Source organism: Pseudonocardia humida (genome assembly GCF_023898865.1).
Lineage (GTDB): Bacteria > Actinomycetota > Actinomycetes > Mycobacteriales > Pseudonocardiaceae > Pseudonocardia > Pseudonocardia humida.
Genome location: NZ_JAGSOV010000017.1, coordinates 50114 through 71589, shown reverse-complemented (window position 1 = coordinate 71589; position 21476 = coordinate 50114). Strand labels below are relative to the sequence as shown.

Below are 21476 nucleotides of genomic sequence, written 5' to 3'. Positions count from 1 at the left end.
GCCGCTCCCGCGCGTCGAGCCCGGCGCCTCCCCACCCGCACCCGGCCTCCTCCTCCGGGCCGCAAGGTCAGGAAGGCCACCTTCCTGACCCCGGCGGTTCAGGAAGGTGGCCTTCCTGCCCCCACGGGACCTGAAGGTGGCCTTCCTGAACGTCGGAAGGGAGGGCGGGGCGGGGGGCGGAAGGGTTCAGGCGGCGGTGGCGCGGGCGACGGCGGCGGTGAGGGAGCGGTAGCCGATGCGGGCGGCGTGCTCGACGCGGGCCCGGTCGGTGGTCAGCCCGCGCACCCCGGCGTCGCTCCCGGGCACGACCGGCAGCAGGTGCGCCCCCCGCCGCGACGGGTGCGCGGCGTCGTCGATCAGCGCCACCGCGGCGGCGTGGCGGTGCTGCTGCTGGGCGATCGAGCCGAGGCCGGGGGTGAGGCGGTCGAGCAGCCTGGCCCAGCGGGCCGGGCCGGGCGGGGCGGCCCGGCGCAGCTCCGGGCCGGTGCGGTTGACCAGGGCCAGGACGTGGGTGGCGCCCTCGCGCAGCGCGGGCAGCACGGGCAGCGGTTCGGCCACCGACCCGTCGATCCAGTGCCGCCCGCCCAGCTCGACGGCCGGTCCGGCCAGCAGCGGGATGGACGCGGTGGCGCGCAGGGCGAGCTTCCACTCCGCGGAGGTGCGCGGTTCCAGCACGTGCGCGCTCAGGTCGTCGACGGCGGTGGCCAGCACGCGCAGCGGGACGGGGGAGTCGCGCAGCCGGTCCCACGCCAGCGGCTTGGAGTGCACGAGGACGTGGTCGAGCAGGTGGTCGAGGGAGACCATCGGGTGGCGGGTGCCCAGCCGGCGCGGGTCGATGAAGGCGCGGCAGGCCATGTCCTCGAAGAAGATGTGCGCCGAGCCGCGGCCGCTGCCGAGCAGGGTGGCCGAGCCGACGTATGCCCCGGCCGAGCTGCCGTAGACGGCGTCGAACCAGCCGGCGAGGCCGGCGTCCTCCAGGGCGTGGGCCATGCCGCCGGAGTAGGCGCCGCGCATGCCCCCGCCGCCGACGACGAGGACGACGCGGTGGCCGTCGTCGCGGCGGCCGCGGTCGCGCCTGCGCACGAGGACGCGCAGGACCTCGTCGTCGCCGGGCAGGGCGGGGGGCGTGTCCGACGTCACCGCGGCGGGAACCCGCCACGTCCCGGCGGGGCGCTGGGGTGCGGGTTCGGTGGGTCGGCCGGTGCGGGGCGGTAACGATCCGGATTCGGAGCTGTCATGACCCTTTCCGCGGACATACCGTCCCCTCTCCCGGCCGAGGCGCGCCCGGCGGGATCACCAGAAGGACGCCCATGACAGGACCCCTCCCGGGGGCGGGCCGGATCGAGGACGGGCTGGTAGCGGCCCCACGAGTATCGGCAGCCGGACGAGCACCCGCAACACCCCCGACCCCCTCGACGGTGCGCCGTGCGCCCGCCCGGTCGGTGGTGGCGGGAATCGCCAACCGACCGAATGCGCTGGTCACCGGCTCGGCCGAGTTGGTATCCCTACTGGCGCGCCGGGTCCGCGCACGACGGTGACGGCGCCCGCCCCGACGGCGACAGCCGCGGGCCCGTCGACGACCCGACGACCCGACGCCCCGGTGGGGACCGGAGCGCACAGCACGACACCACCCGGCCGGCCGGCCGGCGGCGACACCGGTCGGCGCGCGCGGGCGGGGGGGACCAGGCCCGGGCGCGACCGCGGTCCGCGCGGCGGGGGCACCGGCGTCGCACCCGGAGCAGGAGCCGGGGCGGTCGCGACGACACGTGAGGGGAACGGCATGACGACACCCGGCCAGTACGGCGGCCCGGTTGGGACCGACGGGCCCACCCGGCCGGTGAACCCGCCCGGCGGCCACCCGCAGCAGGGCCCGGGCGGCACCCAGTACGGGCCGCCCGCCGGCGGCGGGTATCCCGGTCCGGGTGGCGGTGGTTACCCGCCGCCCGGCCAGTACGGCGGTCAGGGCGGTGGGTGGCCCCAGCCGGGCGGCGGCTGGCCCCCACCCGGCCCCGGCCAGTTCCCGCCGCCCTTCCAGCCGCCGCCCGGGCGCCCGTCGTCGAGCAGCGGGCTGGTCATCGGGATCGTGGTGGCGGTCGTCGTGCTGCTCGGCGGGGGCGGTGCGGCCTGGTACTTCCTGGCCGGTCCGGGCTCGGGGGACGGGAGCGCCACGCCGACGGCCTCCGGGCAGGCCCCGTCGTCGCCGGCGGCAACGAACGCGACGGCCCCCACCAGTTCGCCGGGCATCCTCCCGGGAGCCGACTCCGGCGGCGACGTGGACAGCGTCGACGTGGAGGTGGGCGAGTGCATCACCCTGGGCGGCAGCCAGTTCGCCGCCACCGCCGACGAGGCCACCTGCGGCAGCCCGGAGTCCAACTTCAAGGTGATCGCCAAGACCGAGAACTCCGACGGGTGCCCGACCGACGCCGACCAGACCTACTACGAGACCCTGGGCGGCAGCGAGCAGGGCGCGTTGTGCCTGGACATCGACTGGGTCGAGGGCGACTGCTTCGAGCTGTCCGGCGGGGTCCCGGAGCGGATCGATTGCTCGACACCGGGCCTGGACACGGTGCGGGTGGGGGAGACCGTCGAGGGCACGACGTCGCTCACGGCGTGCCCCGATGAGAGCTTCGCCTACGACGAGCGCCAGTTCGTCGTGTGCATCGAGGCGGTCTGAGCGGGCGGGTGTGATCGTGACGGGTGTGGTGGTCCGGCCGGGGGTGGCCTGACCGAGGAGGGGGATGCGCATGACGGGACCGGCTGCGGGGTCGTCCGGGGGAGGCGACGAGCCGGCCGGCTCGGAGGAGGAGGCCACCCGCGTGGTGCCCACCGGCTCCGACGAGGTCACCCGCCACCTGCGCGAGCCGGGGCGGAGCGGGGCGGGGGGCGGCTCCGAGGAGCCCACGCGCAACCTGCGGCGAAGCGCGCTGCGCAGGCTCGCCCCGCCGTCGGCGGGTGGGGCCGGACCGCGGGCGGGTGGCCCGCCGTCGGGGCGCCCGCGCGGGCGGGCGCCGGAGCCCGCGGTCGAGCGCGACGAGTTCGGGCTGCCGCGGGCCCGGTTCACCCCGCCCGGCCCGCTGCCGCCCGCCCCGCCCCCCGGCCGCGCCGGGCCCAGCCGGGCGCTGATCGCGGTCGGCGTGCTGCTGGGCCTGCTGTTCCTGGGCGTGGCCGGGCTCGGGCTGTGGGTCATCCTCGGGGCGGGCGGCGGGACCGACGCCGCCGATCTCTCCACCGGCGACTGCGTCAGCGTGACCGTGACCGGCGCGGCGACCGGACCGGCGGTCGAGTCCGCCGGCTGCGGCAGCCCGGAGTCCAACTTCCGGGTCGTCGGCACCGGGTCGACCACCGCGACGTGCCCCGGTGACGTCGACAACGCCTTCACCCAGGTCGCCGAGGGTGCGGCGCCGATCGCGGTGTGCCTGGACATCGACTGGGCCGAGGGCGACTGCTTCGAGCTGTCGGGCACCCCGGTGCGCGTCGACTGCGGCGCGCCCCCCGGCGCCCGGACCGTGCGGGTCGCGGAGACCCTGCGGGGCAGCGTCGACGTCGAACGCTGCTCCACCGGCGCGGGCCTGCCGTACCAGGTGCGCGACTTCATCGTCTGCCTGGAGGAGTTCTGAGCGGGCGGCTGCTCCGTTCGGCGACGGCGGTGCCCCTGGTGATCCACCGACGGTAATGTCGGCGACGTGGCGCAGCTCAAGGTGGAGACCGAACCGGACGAGGTCGGCTTCGACGCGGCCCGGTTGGCGCGCGTGGACGAGCACTTCCGCCGCTACGTCGACGACGGCCGGCTGGCCGGCTGGACCATCGCGGTGAGCAGGCGCGGCAAGGTCGCGCACCTGAGCCACCACGGCCTGGCCGACGTCGAGGCCGGTCGCGCCGTCGCGGACGACACCATCTGGCGCTACTACTCGATGACCAAGCCGATCACGTCGGTGGCGGTGATGATGCTCTACGAGCGCGGCCTGCTCGCGCTCACCGACCCGGTCTCGCGCTACATCCCCTCGTTCGCCCAGCAGCGGGTCTACGTGGCCGGTCCGGCCGCCAACCCGGCCACGGTCCCGGCCACCGAGCCGGTGCGCGTCTGGCACCTGCTCAACCACAGCTCCGGGCTCACCTACGGCTTCCACCACTCCCACCCGGTGGACGAGATCTACCGCAGCGCGGGCCACGAGTTCGGCGTGCCCCAGGGCATGGACCTGGCCGCGGCCTGCGACGCCTGGGCGGCCATGCCGCTGGTCTTCCAGCCCGGCACCGAGTGGAACTACTCGGTCGCCACCGACGTCCTGGGCCGGATCGTCGAGGTGGTCTCCGGCAGGTCGCTCGACGCCTTCTTCGCCGACGAGGTCTTCGCGCCGCTGCAGATGACCGACACCGCGTTCTGGGCCGCCGAGGACGACCTCGACCGCCTCGCCGCCCTCTACATCCCCGACCCGGGCGACGGCGGGCGCATCCGCCGCCACGACCGGATGGGCGTGGGCGCCACCAGGAAGCCCGTGTTCCTCGGCGGGGGCGGTGGCCTGGTCGGCACCGCGGCCGACTACCACCGCTTCACCCAGATGCTGCGCCGCGGCGGCGAGCTCGACGGCGAGCGGCTGCTGGGCCCGCGCACGGTCGCCTACATGACCCGCAACCACCTGCCCGGCGGGCAGGACCTGAAGGCGGTCGGGCGCCCGATCAGCGCCGAGTCCGAGACCACCGGCGTCGGCTTCGGCCTGGGCTTCTCGGTGGTGCTGGACGCCGCCGGCTCGAAGTCGCTCACCAGCCCCGGCGAGTACGCCTGGGGCGGGCTGGCCAGCACCGCGTTCTACGTCGACCCGGTCGAGGACGTCACCGCGCTGTTCTTCACCCAGCTGATGCCCTCGAGCACCTACCCCATCCGCCCCCAGCTGCGCACGCTGGTCCAACAGGCCCTGGTGGACTGATGCCCAACGCTCTCGCCCTGACCATCCGCGTCGTCGTCATCGCCGTCGGGCTGTGGGTGGCGACCCTGATCGTGCCCGGCATCGGGATCGGCGCCGACACCACGGCCAGCGGCATCGGCACGCTGCTGGGCGTCGCGCTGATCTTCGGCATCGTCAACGCCGTGCTCAAGCCGCTGATCAAGGTGGTCGGCTGCCCGTTCTACGTGCTGACGCTGGGCCTGATCGGGCTGGTGGTGAACGCCCTGCTGTTCCTGCTGGTGGGGGCGATCGCCGACGGCGTCGGGCTGCCGTTCGAGGTGTCCGGGTTCGGCGCGGCGTTCTTCGGGGCGATCGTCGTCGGGATCATCTCGTTCGTGCTGCACGTGGTCATCCCCGACCGCTACGACGAGCGCTGACCTCACACCGGCCAGGTCTCCCGGCGGTAGCCGGCGTCCCAGAACATCCACTCGTAGCGCGCGGTCGTGGCGAAGTGCCTGCGCATGGCGGCGAGCTCGGTCGGGGCCAGGCCGGCGCCGACCCGGTCGGTCAGCTCCAGCACCGAGTCGACCACGGCCTGGAACGCCTCCCCGCCGTAGGCGGCGATCCAGGTGGCGTACAGCGGGTCGGGTGAGCCGCGGGTCACCAGCTCGGCGCCGACCCTGGCGTAGATCCAGTAGCAGGGCAGCACCGCGCCGAGCGCCTCGGGGAACGAGCCGCCGTAGGCGGTCGCGAGCAGGTAGCTGAGGTAGGCCTGGGTGGTCGGGGCGATCGGCTCGGCGGCCGCCGCCTCCGCCGTGGTGCCGAGCCCGTCGAGCAGCCCGGCGTGCATGCCCTGCTCCGCGGCGACGGCGTTGCCCGCGCCCGCGGCGAACAGGGTTGTGCCCCGCTCGTCCGGGGCCTTGGCCGCGCACACCGCCAGCGCCCTGGCGTAGCCGCGCAGGTAGTGCGAGTCCTGGACGACGTAGTGCCGGAACGCCTCGCGGGGCAGCGAGCCGTCGGCGAGGCCGGCGAGGAAGGGGTGGTCGAGGATCGCGGCGTAGACGTCCTCGATGTCCGACCAGAGCAGGTCGCGGGTGCGGGTCGCGGCGGTCACCATCCCCGAACCCTATGGGGGCACGGCGGTGGGAGCGATGCGTAGTGGTTCGAGCACGGAAGGTCGGCAGAAGGTGAGACCTTGCTCACTCTCGCTTACCATGAAACGGGGTGGTGATCCGACCGGGTCACGATGGACACCCCACGGCACGCGACTCAGCGCCGAGACCGCACCGGACCGCACCATCCCTGCGGAGGTGATTGTCGATGATCCCCGTTCCGATGGACCATCACGAGAAGATGCGGTTGCGGGCAGCCGCGTTCCGCGTGACCCGCCTGTACCCGGGCCCCGTCGGCGAGGTGCTCTCCCGGGAGCTGCTCACCTGGGAGGAGTTCGGCTACCGCCTCGGCGGGGGAGCGCTGGTGATGCGCCTGGTCGACCACGTCCTCAAGACGCCGATCGCGCAGGGCGAAGCCGCCTGACGGTCCGGCGCCCCGCCGGTCACCGGTCGGCGATCGTCACGGTGACCGTGGGGTTGCCGGGTCGGAGCGCGCCGACGCCGTCGACGGCGCCGGCCACCGCGAGCCCCAGCACCAGCAGCGACGCCAGCGTCACCGCACCACCGACGCGGGCCAGCAGTTCGACGCCCCGACGCGCACGGGCGCGAGCGCCGGGCGGGCGGCGGTGCTGGCCGCCGTGGGCGGCGCGCGGTGCGTGCGGGGCGGCGGGGTGCGCGGCGTCGGGCATGGCGGGGTCCCGGTTCGTGAGCAGGGGGCAACGGCCACCGCACCGCCCGTCCGGCGGTCCGGCCGACCGGTCGGGCCCGCGCGAGCCGTCGACCGTTCGACGGGTAGATCGCCGGACGGTCGACGGCCGTTAACGGTGCGTCACCGGATCGGGGGTCACTCGTCCGGGGTTCGCAACCGCTCGCGCAGCTCCCGCTTGAGCACCTTGCCCGCCGCCGACACCGGGATCTCGTCCACGAAGTGGATCTCCCGGATGCGGTTGTAGGGCACCAGCTGGGCGTTCACCGCCTCCATCAGCCCGGCCCCGGCCTCCTCGCCCATCGCCGGGGCCACGACGAACGCCACCGGCAGCTCGCCCGCCTCGACGTCGGGGCGGCCGACCACCGCCGCGCCGACCACGCCCGGCTGCTGGTGCAGCAGCTCCTCGAGCTTGCGCGGGTACACGTTGTAACCCTTGTAGAGGAGCATGTCCTTCTTGCGGTCGACGATCGACAGGTACCCGTCCTCGTCGAGCACGCCGACGTCGCCGGTGCGCAGCCAGCCCTCGACCAGCGTGCTCGCGTTCTCCTCCGGCCGGTTGCGGTAGCCGATCATCACCTGCGGCCCGCGGATGACCACCTCGCCCGCCTCGCCCGCCGGCAGCGGGGTGAGGTCGGTGCCCGCCGGGTCGACGATGCGGATCTCGGTGTCGAACACCGGGACGCCGACCGTGCCGATCTTGCGGACCGCCGATCTCCCGGGCGGGGCCGACGTGGCGCCCATCGTCACCTCGGTGAGCCCGTAACCCTCGGCGATGGGGACGTCCTCGCCCAGCCGCGCCCGCAGCGCCCGGATGATCTCGACGGGCAGCGGCGCCGCCCCGGACGAGACCGCCCGCACCGACGACAGGTCGCGGGTGGCGAAGTCGGGGTGGCGGACCAGGACGGCGTACAGCGGCGGGGCCCCGCCGAACCCGGTGACCCGGAACCTCTCCGCGTCGGCCAGGTAGGCGGCCGGGTCGAAGCGCTCGTGCAGCACGTTCGTCGAGCCGGTGAGCTGCGGGACGTTCATCCCGCCGATCGTGCCCATGGCGTGGAACCAGGGGGTCAGGTTGATGGCCACCCCGGTGCCCAGGGCCGTGGGGAACTCCTCGGGGTCGCCGACCTGCTCGATCCACAGCCCGCCGTGCTCGTCGACCCGCGGCTCGGCGCCGCTGCCCCAGCAGGCGTACTGCAGCGAGTTGACCACGACGTTGCGGTGCGGCAGCTGCACGCCCTTGCTGCGGCCCGTGGTGCCCCCGGTGTAGGCCAGGTGCGCGAGGTCGCGGTGGACGTCGATCTCGACCTGCGGGTCGGTCGTCGGGGCGCCGGCGTGGAACTCCTCGAAGTCGACGGCCCCGGGCACCGCGTCGAGCGCGACGCGGTGGTCCGGGTCGAGGCCCTGCGCGCGGTCGGTCAGCACGACCAGCCGCACGTCGGTGCGGTCCCGCACCGCGGCCAGCACCGGCGCCGCCGGCACCCAGCCGACCGCCGCGACGGCGCCGCAGTCGGCCAGCTGGGCGGCCAGGTCGGCCGGGGGCAGCAGCGGGTTGGTCGGCGAGAAGGTGGCCCCGGCCAGCAGCGTCCCGTAGTACGCGATCGGGTACTGCGGGCAGTTCGGCAGGTGCAGGGCCACCACGTCGCCGCGACCCACCCCGGCCGCGCGCAGCGCGTTCGCGAACGCGCACGCCCGCTCGTAGATGCCGGCGAAGGTGAGCTCGCGACCGAGGAAGTGCAGCGCGACGCGGTCGCCCCAGCGGCGGGCCGCCCCGGCGACGATCGCCCCGACCGGTACCTCCGGGTACTCCAGGGAGGTCCGGTGTCGGGGCTGCTGCACGGTCTCGGTCATGGATCGCCTCCGTTGGTGATCGGGGGTGGGGCGGGGGATCAGCTGCTGCGCCGGCCCGGCGTGAACGACACCGGCAGGTGCTTGATGCCGTTGATGAACATCGACTGCAGCCGCTGCGGCTCCCCGGTGGCGTGGATGTCGGGGACGCGGGTCAGCAGCTCGCGGAACATCACCGACATCTCCCGGCGGGCCAGGTGCGCGCCCATGCAGAAGTGCGGGCCCGGGCCGCCGAAGCCGACGTGCGGGTTCGGCGAGCGCAGCACGTCGAACCGGTCGGGGTCGGTGAAGTGCTTCGGGTCGCGGTTGGCCGCCCAGTAGAAGAGGAGCACCTTCTCGCCGGCGGACATCGGCTGGCCGCCGAGCACGGCGTCGGACGCCAGCGTGCGCCGCATGAAGATCACCGGCGAGGCCCAGCGGACGATCTCCTCGACGGCGGTCGGCGTGACCCTGTCGAGGTCGGCCAGCCAGGCGGCGCGCTGCTCGGGGTTCTCGGTGAGCAGGTGCAGGCCCCAGCTGGTGGCGTTGCGAGTGGTCTCGTTGCCGGCCACCACCAGCAGGATGAAGAACGAGGCCAGCTCGTCGGGGGTGAGCCTCTCGCCGTCGATCTGGGCGTTGACCAGCGCCGAGGTGACGTCGTCTGTCGGGTTCTCGACGCGGTGGCGGCCCAGGTCCTTCATCAGCTCGGCCAGCTCGCCGCCCGCGGTGAGCAGCGCGGTGATGATGTCGGAGCCCTCTGGCACGTACTCCGGGTCGCCCGCGCCGAGCACGATGTTCGACCGGTCGAAGACGAAGTCGTACTGGCTGGCCGGCACGCCCATCATGTCGCAGACGATGGCCAGCGGGAGCTTCGCCGAGATCTCGGTGACCGCGTCGCACTCGCCCTTCTCGATGACGTCGTCGACGATCTGGGTGGCGACGCGGTGCACGTCCTCGGTGAGCAGGCTGAGCCGGCGCGGGGTGAACCCGCGCGAGACGATGCGCCGCAGCCGGGCGTGCCGCGGGTCGTCCATGTTGATCATCGAGCCGAAGAACTCGTTGAACTCCGGGGGCATGTCGGTGATCGAGGTGGAGCCGCTGCCCGAGGTGAAGATCGACGGGGTGCGGCTGGCCTCCACCACGTCGTCGAGCCGGGTCAGCGCCCAGTAGCCCGGGCCGGTCGGCAGGATGGAGAACTGCGGCTCCTCGTAGAAGGCGATCGGTTCGCGCTCGCGCAGGGCGGCGAACCCGGCAGCGCGCTCCGCGATGGGCGCCCTCCAGAAGCTCTCCATGTCCGACAGGTTCGGACGTCCTGGCCAGGTGGGCGGATGCGCTGTCGTCGGCGTGGCCATCACTGACCTTTCGGTGGCGGGACAGATCAGACCACTCTAATTACCAGCCGGTACGGCTCAAGGTCCGAACGCGTCAACCACCGACCCGCGGCGCGGTCAGCAACCCCCTGCTGTAGGCGATCGTCACGGCCTCGGTGCGGCTGGCCGCGCCCAGCTTGGCCATCACCCGGGACAGGTGCACGCTGACCGTCTTCTCGCTGATGAACAGGGCCTGCCCGACCTGGCGGTTGGTGCCGCCCTCCGCGACCAGCGCGAGCACCGAGCGCTCGCGCGGGGTGAGCGGGTCGGGGCCGGTGGGGCGCGCGGGCTCGGCGTCGCGCAGCCGCAGCCCGGCGCGCTCGGCCATCGCCAGCACCGCCCGCTCCAGCGGACCGGCCCCGAGGCGCTCGGCGATCTCCAGCGCGGTGCGCAGGTCGGCCTCCACCGGGCCGGCGGCGGCGTGCGCGGCACCGGCGGCCAGCCGCGCCTCCGCCCGCCGAAGCAGGGCCTGCGCTTGCCGGTAGCCGCGGGGCGGGCCGGGCGCGGTGCCCGGGGCGCCCGCCTCGTAGCCGAACGCCTCGACGACCTCGCTCCAGGCCTGCGGGTCCGACCGGCCCTCGACCCTGGTCAGCTCGGCGCGGGCCCGGCACAGCCAGGCCAGGCCCTCCGGGCCCAGCTCGCCCGCCCGGGGCATGCCGTCGCGGGCGGTGCGCTCGGCGTCGGCCAGCAGCGCGCGGGCCGCCCGGGTGGCCTCGGCCACGGGCTTGCGCCCGACGGCGACGAGATCGGCCTCGGCCCCGATCGCCAGCGAGTCGAGCATGATCCGGCCCAGCTGCGGGGCGAAGTCGGCGAACGGGCCGCTCGCCAGCGCGTCGAGCGCCTGGGACAGCAGTTCCGCGGCCCGCTCCGGCCTGCCCTGCCACAGCGCCGCCTCGCCGCCTGCCTGCCCGACGAACAGGATCACCTGCTCGTCGACCGACTCGAACTCGCGCAGCTCGGCCAGCCTGCGCTCGGCGGGCTCGAAGCGCCCGCGGGCCACCGCGGGCAGCATCCCGGCCGCGGAGAGCCGGGTGGCCACCACCGCCGACACCGACTCGCCCGCGATCTCGGCCGCGGCCTCGGCGGAGTCCCAGTCGCCGCGGAGGAACCGGGCGATGACGTGCGCGACGCGCAGGTCGAGGCCGTCGGCGCTCCAGGTGAGACCGGTGGCCGCCGCGCGCGCCTCGCCCGCGGCGAACTCGTCGACCGCCTCGTCCAGCCGGCCGGCGTCGAGCAGCGAGATGCCGCCGATGTAGTAGACCCGCAGCTCGACCGACAGGTTGCCGGAGCTGCGGGCCAGCGGCTTGGCCTTGCGCAGCCGCGCGCGGGCGGACTCGGCGTCGCCGTTGTACTCGTCGCAGGAGGCCAGCACGGTCAGCGCGTAGGCCTTGGCCGAGGCCATCGCCGAGGCCTCGTCGGGCATGGTGCCGGTGACGTCCAGGACGGCGCGGGCCTCCCGGGCCGCGTCGGTGAGCCGGTCGAGCCGCAGCAGCGTGCGCGCCAGCACCGCGTGCGCCCAGGCGAGGTGCTCGCCGGGCGGCTTGTCGGCGACCACGGCCAGCGCCCGCTCCGCGGCGGCCAGCGCCTCGCGCTCGCGCCCGGCCAGCTCCAGCAGCCGCAGCGTGTAGCGGCGGGCGATCGAGGACGTCAGGAACGGGTCGCCGCGCTCCTCGGCCAGCTCCAGCGCCCGGCGCCCGAGCGCGATGCCGCGGTCGGGGTCGCCGGTGGCGCTGGCGCCCCACGCCGCCCACCGGGTGAGGGTGCCCTCGTCGACGCCGGCGACGCGCTCCGCGTCGGGCACGGCAGACCACAGCTCGATGGCCCGCTCGGCGTGCTGGAGCATCTCGGCCGGGGCCTCGCGCTCGTTGGCCTCGTTCGCGGCCTGCACCGACGCCGCCAGCGCCAGCGGGAGGTCGTGGCCGGCCATCGCGTGGTGGGCCAGCTCGGCGGCCCGGTTGCCGGTGCCCGGGGGCAGCTCGGCCAGCAGCGCGGCGTAGGCGGCGTGCAGCCGGCTGCGCTCGCCGGGCAGCAGCTCGTGGTAGATCGCCTCGCGCAGCAGCTCGTGGCGGAAGAGGTAGGTGTCGCCGCTGGTCGGGGAGCTCTCCTCGGCGACCAGCACGTGGTGCGTCGCCGCGTCGCGCAGGGCCTGCTCCAGCTCGTCGACGTCGAGGCCGGACACGGCGGCGAGCTGGTCGTGGCGGACCCGGCGCCCGGCGACCGAGGCGATCCGCAGCACCCGCTGGGTGGCCGGGGGCAGGCCCTCCACCCGGGCGACCAGCACCTCGGCGAGCCCGTGCGGCATGCCGTCGGCGGAGGCGGATACCAGCTCCTCGGCGAAGAACGCGTTGCCCTCGCTGCGCCGCGCGGCGGTGTGCAGCGCCGCCTCCGACAGGGTGCCCGCGGCCAGCAGCCGCACCAGCCGCAGCGCCTCGGTCTGGTCGAGGGGGCTCAGGTCGAGGCGCTCGACGGCGGGCAGCCGGACCAGCTCGGAGAGCACCCCGCGCAGCGGGTGGCGGCGGTGCAGGTCGTCGGAGCGGTAGGTGGCCAGCACCACCAGCCGCTGCCCGGTCAGCCGGGACAGCAGGAAGACCAGCAGGTCGCGGCTGGAGCGGTCGGCCCAGTGCAGGTCCTCGACGACGACCAGGGCCGGGTCGGTGGAGGTGAGGTCGGCGAGCGCGGACAGCACGGCGTCGAACACCTGCAGCTGGCCCAGCTCGCGGTGCTCCCCCGGCCGCTGCTCGGTGCGCCGGAAGCCGCCGGGGAGCAGGTGGCGCAGCGCGGTGTGCTCGGCCACCAGCTCGGGGCGGGCGGCCGCCAGCGCGCCGACGATCTCGGTGAACGGCAGGTAGGGCAGCGCGGACTCGCCGGTGTCGAGGCAGCGCCCGACCAGCACGGTGAACCCGGCCGCGGCGGCCCGCTCGCTGGCCTCGGCGACCAGCCGGGACTTGCCCACGCCGGCGTCGCCGGCCAGCAGCACCCCCGTCGGCCTGCCGACCGCGGCGCGTTCCAGCGCCGCGGCCAGCGCCTTGACCTCGACGTGCCGCCCGACCAGCTCGATCCCGACCCCCAACCGCCCCACGGGCCTCATCGTGACACGGGTTACCGACGGTTTCCGACGGCTTTGCCCACAGCGGACAGTTCGGACGGGCCCTCCCGCTGCGGCTCGGTGGGCGGCGAGTGCCGCTCGCGGTGCTCCTCCCGGGCGGCGATCTGGGCCACAGCCTCGTCGGCGGCGCGGCGCAGCGCCCGGCGCCCGGCCCGGGCGAGCATGGCGAGGCGGTGCTCCCGCGCCTCGGCGAGCAGCGCCTGGCGGCGGTGGTCGGTCTCGATCGCGGTCCTGGTGATGTCGTTGAACATGCTGAGAGCCTCGCGCTGAGGCCGGAGGTGCGGCATCGGACGATCGCGTCGGGAGCCGGGGCTGAGGGAGAGGGCTGGGTAAGGGGTCGGTGCGTCGGGTCGGGTGGGGGTAAGGGGGCTGAGCTCTTGCCGGACGCTGGTTCCAGGCCACCGCGCACAGCGCCTGGTCTCCGCGCACATGTCAGGGCGTGTGCACGGAGACCAAGAGGTGCGCGCGGTGCCCGGGGGCCGTTTCGCCCGGTTGCCGAGGTCGTTCTGGCGTCGCGCAGCGCGGGGGTGGTCCTCGCAGCCCGCCGGCGCGCTGCGAGGGCCCGGTTCGTGCTGCGAGGACCGGCTAGCGCTGTGAGAACCCCGCACCCCCTGCCGCCTGCACGTCCGCGACGCGACGGCGTTACGGTGGACAGGTCCGGCGGCTGCCGGCACCGATGCGACGAGGAGGAGAGCAGATGCCCCCCGCCGGCAAGCCCGTGAGGGCGCCGCGTAAGAAGGTCAACCCGCTGCACGCGAAGCGGATCAAGGAAGTGGACTGGAAGGACGTGACGCTGCTGCGGCAGTTCATCTCCGACCGGGGCAAGATCCGGGCCCGCCGGGTCACCGGGCTGACCCCCCAGCAGCAGCGCCAGGTGGCCATCGCCATCCGCAACGCTCGGGAGATGGCCCTGCTGCCCTACCCCCGCGCGGGGCGCGGCTGAGGGCCGTGTAGAGTTGTCGAAGCCGCTCGGGAGAGACCGACCGCGCGGCCGGCCGCCCCTTTAGCTCAGTCGGCAGAGCGTCTCCATGGTAAGGAGAAGGTCTACGGTTCGATTCCGTAAAGGGGCTCCAGCGGGGTTTCGTCCACTCACCCCGTGCAGCGGTGTAGCTCAGCTGGTAGAGCAAGCGGCTCATAATCGCTGTGTCGCCGGTTCAAGTCCGGCCACCGCTACCAGACAGACCCGCTCCACATCGAAAGTCGTTCACAGGAGGCTCCCGCGATGGCGAAGGCCACGGACGTCCGGCCGAAGATCACGCTGGCGTGCGAGCAGTGCAAGCACCGCAACTACATCACCAAGAAGAACCGGCGCAACGACCCCGACCGGCTCGCGATGAAGAAGTTCTGCCCGAACTGCGGCACCCACCGCGAGCACCGCGAGACCCGCTGAGGGTGGTCGACCGGTCCCTGGTCGGCCGCACGCTGCCGGCCACCGCTCCGTACCAGGTCGGACGGCAGAAGATCACAGAGTTCGCCCTCGCCATCGGCGAGGGCGATTCCGTGTGTCTGGACGTCGACGCGGCGCGCGCCGCGGGTCACCCCGACGTCGTGGCGCCGCCCACGTTCACCATCGCGTTCGTGCTGCCGGCGATCGAGTCGTTCCTGCGCGACCCCGAGGTCGGCTGGGACTACGCCCACATGGTCCACGCCGAGCAGGCCATCACCCTGCACCGCCCGGTGCACGCCGGCGACGAGCTGGCCACCACGATCCACGTCGACGACCTGCGCACCCGCGCCGGCAGCCACATGCTGACGCTGCGCTGCGAGGTGGCCGACGGGCACGGCGCCCCGGTCGCCACCTGCAAGGCCGTCCTGGTCACCAAGGCGGACGAGGCATGAGCGCGAGCGCCGGGCCGGAGACGGCGAAGGGCGACGAGCTCGCCCCCACCTCGGTCCGGGTCTCCCGCGCCGACCTGGTCCGGTACGCCGGGGCCTCCGGCGACTTCAACCCGATCCACTGGAGCGACCGCGTCGCCGGTGAGGTCGGGCTGCCCGGGGTCATCGCGCACGGGATGCTCACGATGGCCCTCGCCGGCCGCTTCGTGAGCGCGTGGGCCGGTGGGCCCGCCGCCGTGCGGGGGCTGGGCGTGCGGTTCACCCGGCCCGTCGTCGTCCCGGACGACGGGACCGGCGCCACCATCGAGCTCTCCGGCACCGTCTCCGGCGTCGACGAGAGCGACGCCGGTCGGGTCGCCACCGTGGCCGTGACCGCGAAGTTCGACGGCCGCACGGTGCTCGGCCGGGCCACCGCCGAGGTGCTGCTCCCGTCCTGACGCGCCCGCAGGGGTACGCGTTGGAGGTCGCCGATCGCGGTGCCGTACACTCGATCTGCTGGGTGCGCCGCTGGTCGACGCACCTCCCGTCGGTGGGTCGCTGGCCCACGGCGGGTGTGGCATAGGGGTGTAGCTCAACTGGCAGAGCAGCGGTCTCCAAAACCGCAGGTTGCAGGTTCAAGTCCTGTCACCCCTGCCCTCAATGCATGACTGTCGGGTGACGAGCTGGAGGATGCGTGGCTGAGCAACGCGAGGGGGACGAGGACGGGCGCGAGCGTCCGACCTCTGCCGCCGACCGTCGGGGCCGGCGCTCCGGTTCGGCACCCGATGCGGGAAGGGGTAGGTCCACGGCGGTCCGCGAGGGCAGGCAGGCCAAGGTCTCGCCGCCCGCCAGGCTCGCGCGGTTCATGCGCGAGGTGGTCGCCGAGCTGCGGAAGGTCATCTGGCCGTCCCGCAGGCAACTGGTCACCTACACCATCGTCGTGCTGGTCTTCGTGTCGTTCATGGTCGCGCTCGTGTGGCTGCTGGACCTCGTGTTCGCCCAGGGTGTGCTGTACCTGTTCGGCACCTGACCGGCCACCACCTCCGGATCCAAGGAAGCGAGACCACAGTGACCTCCCAGGACGGCGGCCAGTGGCCGACCGACGTCGACCGTGTCGACGGCGTGCAGGACGAGGACGCCACCGCGGAGTCCGCGCCCGCCGCTGAGGCCGACATCGACGCGGCCGTCGACGCGGAGGCCGCGGGTTCCGCCGAGGCCGCCGACGCCCTCGAGGACGCGGGCGACGTCGACGACGCCGACCCCGACGAGGTCGTCGAGGCCTCCGACGGCGCGGGCGCGGCCGAGGCGGTCGCCGACCCCGAGCCCGAGGTCGACGTCGACCCGGTCGAGGAGATGCGCGCGGCGCTGCGCCGCGCCCCCGGCGAGTGGTACGTCATCCACTCCTACGCCGGCTACGAGAACAAGGTGAAGACCAACCTCGAGACCCGGGTGCAGACCCTGGACGTCGAGGACTACATCTTCCAGGTCGAGGTGCCCACCGAGGAGGTCACCGAGATCAAGAACGGCCAGCGCAAGCAGGTGCAGCGCAAGGTGCTGCCCGGCTACATCCTGGTCCGGATGGATCTCAACGACCAGTCCTGGGGCGCCGTGCGCAACACCCCGGGCGTCACCGGATTCGTCGGCGCGACGTCGAAGCCGTCGCCGCTGACCATCGACGACGTGCTGAAGTTCCTGATGCCGCGGGTCGAGCAGAAGCAGGCCGCGGGCTCGGGCAAGTCCGACGTCGCCGCGTCGCCGGGCAAGGCCACGATCGAGGTGGACTTCGAGGTCGGCGAGTCGGTCACCGTGATGGACGGGCCGTTCGCCACGCTGCCGGCCACCATCAACGAGGTCAACGTGGACGCCCAGAAGCTCAAGGTCCTGGTGTCCATCTTCGGCCGCGAGACGCCCGTCGAGCTGGCGTTCAGCCAGGTCTCGAAGATCTGATTCCTACCGCGGTCGCCATGGCCGCGGGCGCTCAACCACGAACAGGGAATGACGCGATGCCCCCCAAGAAGCGGAAGCTCTCCGCGATCATCAAGCTCCAGATCAAGGCCGGGGCCGCGACCCCGGCACCGCCGGTCGGCCCCGCGCTGGGCCAGCACGGCGTGAACATCATGGAGTTCTGCAAGGCCTACAACGCCGCCACCGAGTCCCAGCGCGGCGACATCGTGCCGGTCGAGATCAAGGTCTACGAGGACCGCTCGTTCGACTTCACCCTCAAGACCCCTCCGGCGGCGCGCCTGCTGCTGAAGGCGGCCGGTGTGGACAAGGGCAGCGGCGAGCCGCACATCAAGAAGGTGGCCACGGTCACCATGGAGCAGGTCCGCCAGATCGCGCAGACCAAGCTCTCCGACCTGAACGCCACCGACATCGACCAGGCGACGAAGATCATCGCCGGTACCGCGCGGTCGATGGGAATCACGGTCTCGGGCTGACGCGTTCCCTCCCTGTCACAACCTGAACGCGTGGGAGAGCCGAGCGCGGCTCGCACCACGACCTGACCCGCAGAGGACAGTTCCATGGCACAGCGCAGCAAGGTCTACCGCCAGGCCGCCGAGAAGATCGAGGCCGGACGGCTCTACACCCCGCTGGAGGCGGCGAACCTCGCCCGCGAGACCGCCAGCAGCAAGATGGACGCGACCGTCGAGGTCGCGATGCGCCTGGGCGTCGACCCCCGCAAGGCCGACCAGATGGTCCGCGGCACGGTCAGCCTGCCGCACGGCACCGGCAAGACCGTCCGCGTGATCGTCTTCGCCACCGGCGACAAGGCCGCCGAGGCCGAGGCGGCCGGCGCCGACGCGGTGGGCGCCGAGGACCTGATCGAGCGCATCCAGGGCGGCTGGCTGGAGTTCGACGCCGCCATCGCCACCCCCGACCAGATGGCCAAGGTCGGTCGGATCGCCCGCATCCTGGGCCCGCGCGGGCTGATGCCGAACCCGAAGACCGGCACCGTCACCCCGGACGTCACCAAGGCCGTCCAGGACATCAAGGGCGGCAAGATCAGCTTCCGCGTCGACAAGCAGTCCAACCTGCACCTCATCATCGGCAAGGCCTCGTTCCCCACCGAGAAGCTGGTGGAGAACTACGGCGTCGCCCTCGACGAGATCCTGCGAGCCAAGCCGTCGGCGGCCAAGGGCCGGTACATCAAGAAGATCACCATCTCGACCACGACGGGCCCGGGCATCGCGGTCGACCCGAACCGCACCCGCAACCTCCTGGTCGACGAGAACTCGGCCTGACCGAGCGCACGACCGCAGCGCCCCGCCACCGCTCAGGTGGCGGGGCGCAGTCGTGTCCGGACCCGCCGGACGAGGTCGACCACCGACGGGCCGCCGGCCAGGCACCACAGCGCGATCACCGGGTCGCAGATCGCGCAGCCCAGCGAGGAGTGCTCGGCGAACGGGACGATCGGGTTGCCGTGCACGTGGTGCAGCAGGTCCCAACCGGTGTGCAGCAGCCAGCCGATGCCGATGAACGTCCACGACTCCAGCCCGCGGTACGCGCAGTAGGTGAGCACGGTGGTGAAGGCGAACTCCCACCCGCCCAGGCCGCCGCCGCTGAGGTACGCCGCCCCCGCGCCCGCGAGCACCACCGCGTTGAGCCGCCGCCGTTGCGGTTCGGGCGGCAGCGAGGCCAGGCAGACGTAGACGACACCGATCAGCAGCGGGACGAGCACGGTCATGATCACGGACGCTAGGGCGGCGCGACCCACCCCGGCAGTGGCCGGACGGACGCGCACCGACGGATCCGCGCCAGGATGGGGGCGTGCATCGCGTCGCGGTACTGGCCTTCGACGGCGTCGTCCCGTTCGACCTGGCGCTCCCGGTCGAGGTCTTCGGCCGCGCCCGGCTGGCCGACGGGCGGCCCGCCTACGAGGTGCTCGTGTGCGCCGCCACCCCGCAGGTCGCCGCGGGGCTCGTCGCGCTCCGGGTGCCGCACGGCCTGGGCGCGCTGGCCGCGGCCGACACGGTGGTCGTGCCCGGCGTCGCCGACGCCGAGCGGTCGGTCCCGGGCGCCGTCCTCGACGCGCTGCGGACCGCCCCGGGGCGCAAGGTGTCGATCTGCGCGGGGGCGTTCGTGCTCGCCGCGGCCGGGCTCCTCGACGGGCGCCGGGCCACCACCCACTGGGCCGCGGCCGCCGAGCTGGCCCGCCGCCACCCGGCCGTGCGCGTCGACCCGGACGTCCTCTACGTCGACGAGGGCGACGTGCTGACCTCGGCGGGCGCGGCCGCGGGCCTCGACCTGTGCCTGCACCTGGTGCGCCGCGACCACGGCGCGGCGGTGGCCGCCGATGCCGCCAGGGCGTCGGTCATGCCGCTGGAGCGCGCGGGCGGGCAGGCCCAGTTCGTCGCCCACGAGCCGCCGGGGCCGGCGGGCGGCTCGCTGGAGCCGCTGCTGGGCTGGCTGGTCGAGAACCTGCACCGCCCGCTCACCCTCGACGACATCGCCGCCAGGGCCGTCATGAGCACCCGCTCGTTGAGCAGGCGCTTCCGCGAGCAGACCGGCAGCACGCCGGCGCACTGGCTGCGCCGCCACCGCGTGCGCCGGGCCCAGCAGCTGCTGGAGAGCACCGACCGGCCGGTGGAGCGGATCGGCGAGGACGTGGGGTTCGCCTCGCCGACGGCGTTCCGCCAGCGGTTCCGCGAGGTCGTCGGCGTCAGCCCGCGCGACTACCGGCGCGCGTTCCGCGCCGGCTGAGGCTCAGGCCCAGTCGGCGAGGATCGCCTCGACCTGCTCCGCGTCGCCCGCCGCCTCCGGCACGACCGTGGCGGTGCGGGAGAAGCGCGGGGCCGGGGCCGCCTGCGGGACGCCGCCGGGGTCGACGATCGTGCCGCGGGCGTCCAGGTGCGGGTGCGCGGCGACCTCGCCGAACGCCAGCACCGGTGTCACACACGCGTCGGTGCCGGCGAACACCTCGACCCACTCGTCGCGGCTGCGGGTGGCGAAGACCTCGGCGAGGCGGGCCTTGAGCGCGGGCCAGTTGTCGCGGTCGAGCTGGCCGGGCAGCTCGGCGTCGGTCAGGCCCAGCCCGGCCAGCAGCGCCGCGTAGAACTGCGGCTCGATCGCGCCCACCGCCACGTGCCTGCCGTCGGCGCAGGTGTAGGTGTCGTAGAACGGGGCGCCGCCGTCGAGCATGTTGACGCCGGGCTGGTCGACCCAGGCCTTCTGGGCCAGGAAGCCCCAGAACATCTGGCCGAGCACGGAGGCGCCGTCGACCATCGCCGCGTCGACGACCTGGCCGCGCCCCGAGCGCTGCGCCTCCCACAGCGCCGAGAGCACCCCGACCAGCAGGAACATCGACCCGCCGCCGAAGTCGCCGACGAGGTTCAGCGGCGGGACGGGCCGCTCGCCGGGCCGGCCGATGGCGTGCAGCAGGCCGGTGAGCGAGATGTAGTTGATGTCGTGGCCGGCCCGCTGGGCCAGCGGCCCGTCCTGCCCCCAGCCGGTCATCCGGGCGTAGACGAGCTTCGGGTTGCGGGCGTGGCAGTCGTCCGGGCCGACGCCGAGCCGCTCGGTGACCCCGGGCCGGTAGCCCTCGATCAGCACGTCGGCCCTCTCGACCAGGCTCAGCACGGCCTCCCGGCCCGCCGGGTCCTTGAGGTCGACGGCGATCCGGCGGCGCCCGCGCAGCGTCGGGTCGGCGACGGCGCCGGGCCCGGGCCGCGCGGCCCCTGACGGCCGGTCGACCCGCACGACCTCGGCGCCCAGGTCGCCCAGCACCATCGCGGCGTGCGGCCCGGGGCCGATCCCGGCCAGCTCGACGACCTTCAGCCCGGCCAGTGGTCCGCTTCGTTGCACCCGACACCTCCGTCGTTCGACCGCCGTCACCATACGGTCGGGGCTGACCGTTCGACCATCGTCGAGGCCCGTGGTCTCAGCCACCGCACTCGCCGCCCACCCCCACCGCGGCTCCCGCGGCCACCGCCGCGGCCCCCATGTCGGCGGCCGGCCCGGCGGCGCCGGTCACCAGCACCGCGGCACCGGGCGCACCGGGCAGCAGCGGCCGCACCTGACCGGCGTCCCCGCACCGTCGAGCACGACGAGGGCGCGGCGGTCGCACAGCAGCGAGCGGTACAGCGCCCCGTCCAGCGGGCCGGTGACCACCGCGACCGGCACGCCGAACGGCGATCCGCCCAGCAGCGCGTCGTCCAGCGCGGTCAGGTCCCGCTCGCGGAACACCGAGCGCGGGCTCTCCGCGCGCAGCTGCCGGGGGCGGCCAGCGGAACGGCGCCGCGTCGGCCGAACCCGGATGCGCGCCCACCCGGAACGCCGCCCACCCCGCGGGCCCCACGCCGAGCGCCGCGGCGAGCGCCCGCACCGTCCGCGGCCGCGGTCGGGTGATCTCGCCGACCTCGAGCTTGCGCAGTCCGCGGACGCTCACCCCGGCCCGCTCGGCCAGCTCCTCCTGGGTCAGCCCGGTCCGCAACCGGCGGAGCCGGACCCCGTCCCCGAACCCATCCATGTCCACCGATCGGGTGATGGCGGCGGAGCGTTGCCGGCCCCGGGGGCAGGTTGCGCCGTTGGCAGGGACGGGATGGGCGAGCCGCGGCGCCGTTGCGTAGGACTACCTAGCCCGCCCGCACGCTGTTGTGCCGGCGCGCCCGAGGGACGGAACCGCACCGGCGCAGCACCGGCTCCGGGGCGAGTGCGGGACCACCC

At 74.3% G+C, this 21476-nt stretch carries 24 protein-coding genes, 3 tRNA genes and 1 pseudogene; 17 read left to right on the top strand and 11 right to left on the bottom strand.

From position 1 onward, the window contains the following. Positions 1 to 186 precede the first annotated feature (186 nt). The gene (locus tag KDL28_RS08215; protein WP_252436761.1) at positions 187 to 1140 is read right to left on the bottom strand and encodes a patatin-like phospholipase family protein; all 954 of its coding nucleotides are present in this window, start codon (positions 1138 to 1140) and stop codon (positions 187 to 189) included. A gap of 640 nt (positions 1141 to 1780) precedes the next feature. Here KDL28_RS08215 and lppU point away from each other — a divergent pair. The 4 genes from lppU (at position 1781) to KDL28_RS08195 (ending at position 5317) form a co-directional block, all read left to right on the top strand. After that, positions 1781 to 2674 (top strand): LppU family putative lipoprotein, encoded by an 894-nt coding sequence (gene lppU / locus KDL28_RS08210; protein ID WP_252436760.1) that lies wholly within the window; start codon positions 1781 to 1783, stop codon positions 2672 to 2674. Between the two features lie 70 nt (positions 2675 to 2744). Further along, the gene (locus KDL28_RS08205; protein WP_252436759.1) at positions 2745 to 3617 is read left to right on the top strand and encodes an LppU/SCO3897 family protein; all 873 of its coding nucleotides are present in this window, start codon (positions 2745 to 2747) and stop codon (positions 3615 to 3617) included. Between the two features lie 66 nt (positions 3618 to 3683). Next, a complete protein-coding gene (locus KDL28_RS08200; RefSeq protein WP_252436758.1) occupies positions 3684 to 4922 on the top strand; it encodes a serine hydrolase domain-containing protein in 1239 nt (412 codons plus the stop codon). Continuing rightward, positions 4922 to 5317, top strand: coding sequence for a phage holin family protein (locus KDL28_RS08195; protein ID WP_252436757.1), 396 nt, complete (start codon positions 4922 to 4924; stop codon positions 5315 to 5317). Before KDL28_RS08200 ends, KDL28_RS08195 begins: the two co-directional genes overlap by 1 nt. 2 nt (positions 5318 to 5319) lie before the next feature. Here KDL28_RS08195 and tenA read toward each other — a convergent pair whose 3' ends face one another. Further along, positions 5320 to 5997: a thiaminase II gene (gene tenA, locus KDL28_RS08190; RefSeq protein WP_252436756.1), complete on the bottom strand. Its 678-nt coding sequence runs from the start codon at positions 5995 to 5997 to the stop codon at positions 5320 to 5322. A gap of 203 nt (positions 5998 to 6200) precedes the next feature. On the opposite strand from tenA, the gene KDL28_RS08185 reads away from it, so the two are divergent. Then, positions 6201 to 6416, top strand: coding sequence for a hypothetical protein (locus tag KDL28_RS08185; protein ID WP_250557955.1), 216 nt, complete (start codon positions 6201 to 6203; stop codon positions 6414 to 6416). A gap of 19 nt (positions 6417 to 6435) precedes the next feature. On the opposite strand, the gene KDL28_RS08180 is transcribed toward KDL28_RS08185, so the two are convergent. The 5 genes from KDL28_RS08180 to KDL28_RS08160 all read right to left on the bottom strand — a co-directional run bounded on the left by KDL28_RS08180 (position 6436) and on the right by KDL28_RS08160 (position 13249). Continuing rightward, positions 6436 to 6681, bottom strand: a complete 246-nt coding sequence (locus tag KDL28_RS08180) for a hypothetical protein (RefSeq protein ID WP_252436755.1) — start codon at positions 6679 to 6681, stop codon at positions 6436 to 6438. Positions 6682 to 6836: 155 nt separating this feature from the next. Beyond that, entirely contained in the window at positions 6837 to 8546 is a 1710-nt protein-coding gene (locus tag KDL28_RS08175) for an AMP-binding protein (protein WP_252436754.1), read from the bottom strand. Between the two features lie 38 nt (positions 8547 to 8584). Next, entirely contained in the window at positions 8585 to 9814 is a 1230-nt protein-coding gene (locus KDL28_RS08170; RefSeq protein ID WP_252436753.1) for a cytochrome P450, read from the bottom strand. A gap of 133 nt (positions 9815 to 9947) precedes the next feature. Next, a complete protein-coding gene (locus KDL28_RS08165; protein WP_252436752.1) occupies positions 9948 to 12980 on the bottom strand; it encodes a helix-turn-helix transcriptional regulator in 3033 nt (1010 codons plus the stop codon). Positions 12981 to 12991: 11 nt separating this feature from the next. After that, the gene (locus KDL28_RS08160; RefSeq protein ID WP_252436751.1) at positions 12992 to 13249 is read right to left on the bottom strand and encodes a hypothetical protein; all 258 of its coding nucleotides are present in this window, start codon (positions 13247 to 13249) and stop codon (positions 12992 to 12994) included. A gap of 446 nt (positions 13250 to 13695) precedes the next feature. Here KDL28_RS08160 and rpsR point away from each other — a divergent pair, with 446 nt between their 5' ends. The 11 genes from rpsR (at position 13696) to rplA (ending at position 18055) form a co-directional block, all read left to right on the top strand. Then, positions 13696 to 13941: a 30S ribosomal protein S18 gene (gene rpsR, locus KDL28_RS08155; RefSeq protein WP_252436797.1), complete on the top strand. Its 246-nt coding sequence runs from the start codon at positions 13696 to 13698 to the stop codon at positions 13939 to 13941. Between the two features lie 54 nt (positions 13942 to 13995). Next, a tRNA-Thr gene (locus KDL28_RS08150) sits at positions 13996 to 14071 on the top strand. Positions 14072 to 14098: 27 nt separating this feature from the next. After that, a tRNA-Met gene (locus KDL28_RS08145) sits at positions 14099 to 14174 on the top strand. Positions 14175 to 14220: 46 nt separating this feature from the next. Then, a complete protein-coding gene (rpmG, locus tag KDL28_RS08140; protein ID WP_252436750.1) occupies positions 14221 to 14388 on the top strand; it encodes a 50S ribosomal protein L33 in 168 nt (55 codons plus the stop codon). A 2-nt stretch (positions 14389 to 14390) separates the two neighbouring features. Beyond that, entirely contained in the window at positions 14391 to 14837 is a 447-nt protein-coding gene (locus tag KDL28_RS08135; protein ID WP_252436749.1) for an FAS1-like dehydratase domain-containing protein, read from the top strand. Continuing rightward, positions 14834 to 15271: a MaoC/PaaZ C-terminal domain-containing protein gene (locus KDL28_RS08130; RefSeq protein WP_252436748.1), complete on the top strand. Its 438-nt coding sequence runs from the start codon at positions 14834 to 14836 to the stop codon at positions 15269 to 15271. The genes KDL28_RS08135 and KDL28_RS08130 overlap by 4 nt, the downstream gene beginning before the upstream one ends. A gap of 123 nt (positions 15272 to 15394) precedes the next feature. Beyond that, a tRNA-Trp gene (locus KDL28_RS08125) sits at positions 15395 to 15467 on the top strand. 211 nt (positions 15468 to 15678) lie between these two features. After that, positions 15679 to 15843, top strand: coding sequence for a preprotein translocase subunit SecE (gene secE, locus KDL28_RS42075; RefSeq protein ID WP_372496918.1), 165 nt, complete (start codon positions 15679 to 15681; stop codon positions 15841 to 15843). A 38-nt stretch (positions 15844 to 15881) separates the two neighbouring features. After that, positions 15882 to 16760: a transcription termination/antitermination protein NusG gene (nusG, locus tag KDL28_RS08115; RefSeq protein WP_372496917.1), complete on the top strand. Its 879-nt coding sequence runs from the start codon at positions 15882 to 15884 to the stop codon at positions 16758 to 16760. A 56-nt stretch (positions 16761 to 16816) separates the two neighbouring features. Further along, positions 16817 to 17251 (top strand): 50S ribosomal protein L11, encoded by a 435-nt coding sequence (rplK, locus tag KDL28_RS08110; protein WP_252436746.1) that lies wholly within the window; start codon positions 16817 to 16819, stop codon positions 17249 to 17251. 84 nt (positions 17252 to 17335) lie between these two features. After that, positions 17336 to 18055 carry a 50S ribosomal protein L1 gene (rplA, locus tag KDL28_RS08105; RefSeq protein ID WP_252436745.1) on the top strand — a complete coding sequence of 240 codons (720 nt, stop codon included), beginning with the start codon at positions 17336 to 17338 and terminating at the stop codon, positions 18053 to 18055. 32 nt (positions 18056 to 18087) lie between these two features. On the opposite strand, the gene KDL28_RS08100 is transcribed toward rplA, so the two are convergent. Beyond that, complete coding sequence (locus tag KDL28_RS08100) at positions 18088 to 18498, bottom strand: DUF6010 family protein (RefSeq protein ID WP_252436744.1); 411 nt, start codon at positions 18496 to 18498, stop codon at positions 18088 to 18090. 83 nt (positions 18499 to 18581) lie between these two features. Here KDL28_RS08100 and KDL28_RS08095 point away from each other — a divergent pair, with 83 nt between their 5' ends. Beyond that, positions 18582 to 19514, top strand: a complete 933-nt coding sequence (locus KDL28_RS08095) for a GlxA family transcriptional regulator (protein ID WP_252436743.1) — start codon at positions 18582 to 18584, stop codon at positions 19512 to 19514. Positions 19515 to 19517: 3 nt separating this feature from the next. Here KDL28_RS08095 and KDL28_RS08090 read toward each other — a convergent pair whose 3' ends face one another. The 3 genes and pseudogenes from KDL28_RS08090 to KDL28_RS08080 all read right to left on the bottom strand — a co-directional run. Then, on the bottom strand, positions 19518 to 20615 hold the full coding sequence (locus tag KDL28_RS08090; RefSeq protein WP_252436742.1) for a CaiB/BaiF CoA transferase family protein: 1098 nt from the start codon (positions 20613 to 20615) through the stop codon (positions 19518 to 19520). Between the two features lie 165 nt (positions 20616 to 20780). Next, a complete protein-coding gene (locus KDL28_RS08085; protein WP_252436799.1) occupies positions 20781 to 20996 on the bottom strand; it encodes a hypothetical protein in 216 nt (71 codons plus the stop codon). A gap of 160 nt (positions 20997 to 21156) precedes the next feature. Beyond that, positions 21157 to 21279, bottom strand: a pseudogene (locus KDL28_RS08080) (helix-turn-helix domain-containing protein); the annotation flags it as partial. Positions 21280 to 21476 lie beyond the last annotated feature (197 nt).